General features: G+C 53.7%; 4 protein-coding genes. All 4 read right to left on the bottom strand.

Annotated features, from left to right (window positions below):
• Positions 1–1,103 (bottom strand): CD1108 family mobile element protein (locus J3350_RS13765; protein ID WP_370569336.1); only part of this gene is annotated, 1,103 nt, incomplete at its 3' end.
• Entirely contained in the window at positions 1,100–3,493 is a 2,394-nt protein-coding gene (locus J3350_RS13760; RefSeq protein ID WP_207687007.1) for a VirB4-like conjugal transfer ATPase, CD1110 family, read from the bottom strand. The genes J3350_RS13760 and J3350_RS13765, both read right to left, overlap by 4 nt.
• The gene (locus J3350_RS13755; protein WP_120120580.1) at positions 3,465–3,830 is read right to left on the bottom strand and encodes a PrgI family protein; all 366 of its coding nucleotides are present in this window, start codon (positions 3,828–3,830) and stop codon (positions 3,465–3,467) included. Before J3350_RS13755 ends, J3350_RS13760 begins: the two co-directional genes overlap by 29 nt.
• Positions 3,831–3,843: 13 nt before the next feature.
• Positions 3,844–4,170: VirB6/TrbL-like conjugal transfer protein, CD1112 family (locus tag J3350_RS13750; protein WP_242700302.1), on the bottom strand; the 327-nt coding region annotated here is incomplete at its 5' end.

The following is a 4,170-nucleotide window of genomic DNA, read 5'->3' as shown; positions in this document are numbered from 1 at the left end:
ATGACCCACACGGTCTTATACCGTATCTGTACCTCCACCCATGTGGTCAGCTTATACTGCTTTTTGAAGGTCTCCTTCAGTTTTCCCTGCACTTCTGACCGGGTATAATCGTCATACAGAGTCGTGAGAAAAGAGGTCAACTGCCACGGGTCATGCTCGATGGGGTCAAGGTGGTACTGGTACTCGTTGTAGCCGGGGTGGTCGGTGGGAGTGCGCTTGATCTTTTTGTCCAGTTCCTTTTCCAGTTTCTTGTAGTCCTGTTCTGCGCCCCGGATGTCCCGGTCCTCGGCAGAGTACATGGTCTGCCCGGATACCTGTGTACCGCCGGAAAAGAGGATGCCGCAGGAGGAAAAGCCGGACATCACCATGAGGATGAGCAAAAGAAAAACGCCCACGATCACCAGAACGTGTGCGTTGCCCTTGGCGGCATTCGCCAGCCCTTTCACGGCAGTGCTGACGGCAGTTTTACCCTTTTCCACCGCCTGTTCCATGCTGGACCGGGCAGTAGATGCACCATTGGATGCCGCTTTGCCGCCTACGGTCTGCGCCGCCGTGCCCGAACGGGTGGCGGCATAGTAGCTCTGCCGGATGTCCTGTTTCTGCCGCCACCGGGAAAGCCAGTTGGAACCGCCCTCGCCGGTGCCGGATGCGCCTGCATCTTGTGCCGCAGTCGGCTCTCGTGCAGAAGATTTTGCGGTTTTGGTGCCCTTCTTGCCCTGCATCTTGGCTTTCTTTTTCAGCTTCCGGGCATAGCGGCTCTTGGCAATATCGTGGGTGGTCTCGGCCGCTTTTTCGCCCTTGCTCAACGCCTGCACACCGACGTTTTCATCCTCGTACTGGTCAACTTCGTGATGCACCGCAGACCGGGCGGCATGGGCAGCGTACATCTCCCGCTTCTGCGCCTTACTCAACCGGCTCAACTCGTCCGGGGTCAGTTCCGCCTTGCCAAACCGCAGATGCTGTGCCTTTTCCGCAGCTTTATCAGCATTGGTTTTCAGCTTTTTCTTTTTGGGCACCGTCTGCTCTACCTTGGCTTTTTTCGGGGGAGAACGGGTCTTTTTTGCGGACGTTTCCTCTTTGATGTTCAGCTTCGGTTCACTCATTTCTGCGCGCCCTCCGAGACTTCACCCAACTTGGTGGTCATAATGCGGTAGAGTTCCAGATCGGTGGGGAAACGGTCCACAAACGGCAGAATGACATTGCCGAAAAACAGCAGCCTTTCGCCCTCGCCGGAGTGGGTCACATAGGAAAGCTGATGGGGCGAGATGTTGAGCTGCTTTGCGAGGATCTGCCGGTCTCCTGCCGCCTGATTCAGCATGATGATCATGTCACTGTTCTCGAAAATATTCTCGACTTCACGGGAAGAAAGAAGGTCTTTCACGTTCTGGGTCAGCCCCGTGGGAATACCGCCCCACTTGCGGAAACGCTTCCAGATCTCCACGGAATACGCCGCAGTCTGCTCCTCTTTCAGAAGCAGGTGCATCTCGTCCATATAATACCGTGTGGACTTTCCGCTGCTGCGGTTTGCCGTGACGCGCCCCCAGACCTGATCCTGCACAATGAGCATACCGAGTTTCTTCATCTGTTTGCCCAGTTCCTTGATGTCGTAGCAGACGATGCGGTTGTTGACGTTCACATTGGTGCGATGGTTGAACAGGTTCAGGGAGCCTTTCACATAGATTTCCAGTGCGGTGGCAACGTGGTGGGCTTCCTTCTCGTCCTGCTGAAGCAGGGCGTTGTACAAATCCTCAAGGATGGGCATATTCTCCGGGCAGGGGTTCGCAAAATATTTGCGGTAGATCAGATGCACACAGCGGTCAATGACGGTTTTCTCTACCGGCAGCAGCCCCTCCTTACCGCCCACCACCAGTTCACACAAAGAAAGAATAAAGTCAGCTTTCAAGGAAAGCGGGTTATCTTCCTCGGAGTAGTTGGCATTGATGTCCATGGGGTTGATGAACTGGGTGCTGTTGGGGCTGATTTTGATGACCTGACCCTTCAAACGATTCACCAGCGGCGAGTATTCGCCTTCGGGATCGTTCACAATAATATCATCGTCCGTCACCAGAAACGCATTGGCAATTTCACGCTTTGCTGAGAAACTTTTGCCAGAGCCGGGAGTGCCAAGAATCAAACCATTGGGATTCTTCAGCTTCTTCCGGTCCACCATAATCAAGTTGTTGGACAGGGCGTTCAGGCCGTAATACAGGCTTTCCTTGCCGGACTGATACAGTTCCTGTGTGGTGAACGGGATGAAGATAGCCGTGCTGCTTGTGGTCAGCCCTCGCTGAATTTCGATCTGGCAGTCAGCCAGCGGCAGGCTGCTCATCAGCCCCTGCTCCTGCTGGAAATCCAGCCGGCACAGGTTGCAGTTGTGCTTCTGTGCAATACTGGATGCCTGAAAAACATTGTTTTCCAACTCCTGCTCCGTGCGCCCGGTGTTCAGCACCAGAAATGTGACAAGGAACATCCGCTCGTTCTGGCTCTGCAATTCCTTCAGCAGGGCTTTTGCATCTCTGCCGTAGGTTGCCAAATCCGACGGAATGATGTCAATATCATATCCGGCACGGATTGCCTTCTTCTGTTCCTCGATCTTGCTGCGATCCAGTTCGGTGATGGTGCGCTTCACGGTCTTAATGGCACGGTTCTGGTCAACAGACTGGATGTGCATGGTGACGATCTGGGACGAATCCATGTCCAGAAAGTCCTTCAGCAGCTGGTCGCTGATGTCGGATGCCGTGATGCTCAAAAAACTGGCGGCGCAGTAGATGCCGCCCATCTGGAACGTCCGGGAGTTTTTGAAGGCAAAGGCGGTAGGCGCAATAGCATCCTTCACCGAAAGCCCACTTTTTACGAGGTCTTTCCAGTCAAAATGAAATTTGCTGGCACCGTCCATGTTGAACATATCGTGCATGAGTTTCAGCCGCTGGACACCATTCAGGGGCTTTGCCTGCACACCCAGCCGGTGGAAGTTGTTCAGCAGATCGTTTTGGATGTGGTCGAGCCGGGGCTTGACCTGCGCCATGCTTTCACCCTCCACACCAAAGGTGATGAATTTGGTCTTGGTCAGACCATTATTGCCCTTGGCAAGCTGCTGGCGCAGCATCTGGGAATACTCCGCACGAACATCATCGAAACCGTCCTTCTGGAACGGAATGCGGATGCTCTTTTCAAACTCGGTGCTGTCCGTTGCCATGTTCACAAAGGACAGTTCAAACTTGATGGAACTGTCGAAAAAATTGAGGAATGAACACCATTCCTCAAAAATCGCAGTCTTATCCTCCTGCTGCGCCAACTGATAATTGATATCCTGATAGGCAATCGTCCGAGTATAATAGTTCGGCTTCACCCGGCAAGTGCCATCCTCAAACATCCGCTGCATGGGGATGGACTGCTGGGCGGTCCGGGGCACAGCAGGCTTTGCGTTCTGCCTGCGCTTCTGCGCAGACTGCGGCTTGCTGTGCTTACCGGTCTTTTTCCAAAACGGAATCATGGGTCATGCCTCCCTTCATCAAAATCGCATAGTAGTTGTTGGTCTTGTAGGGGCGAATCTTCGGACGGACAAACCGGGACTGCACATAGTACGACAGCAGCTTTTCCATAGGCTGACCGTTTTTCTCGTACATTCCAAGAAAGAACGCCGGCAGCATCACCGCCATCATGCCGAGGGTGGCGGCAGTGTTGCCGCCGGAATCTCGGAGAACAAAAAACAGCGGCACTCCAATGAGAGCCGCTGTGCCAAAGCAGACGAGCTGCCGTTTGGTCAGGTTGAATGCCACTTTAGATTTGACCTTGGTCAAATCACGGGGAACGGAAATATACGCAGCCAAGTAAGCACCTCCTTTAATGCGCTCCGAGAACGGATTTCGTCACGGAGCTGGTCTTGAACAGGCTGAAACAGAGCAAAACGGTGTAGCCCACAATGCTCCAAATGGAGTTGATGGCATCCCCGGAAATCGCTACGCTCTGGATCAGCACCGCATAAATCGCCACGCAGATGAGGATGAGAAAGCCCTGAAAGCCCAGTGCGAACAGGCATTTCAGGTAGTTCTGCCCCATGTGGCTCTGCTCGTGGTTGCCGAAGGTCGCCATGGGGATGGGCGCAAGGCTCACCATGCAGTAGATCTCGATCATACGCCCGTAGACGATCACAAAAATGATGATGCTCAA

It is taken from the genome of Faecalibacterium sp. Marseille-Q3530 (assembly GCF_017377625.1).
GTDB classification, from domain to species: domain Bacteria; phylum Bacillota; class Clostridia; order Oscillospirales; family Ruminococcaceae; genus Faecalibacterium; species Faecalibacterium prausnitzii_E.
Note: the sequence above shows the minus strand (reverse complement) of the source record. Positions and strands in the feature narration are given on the sequence as shown.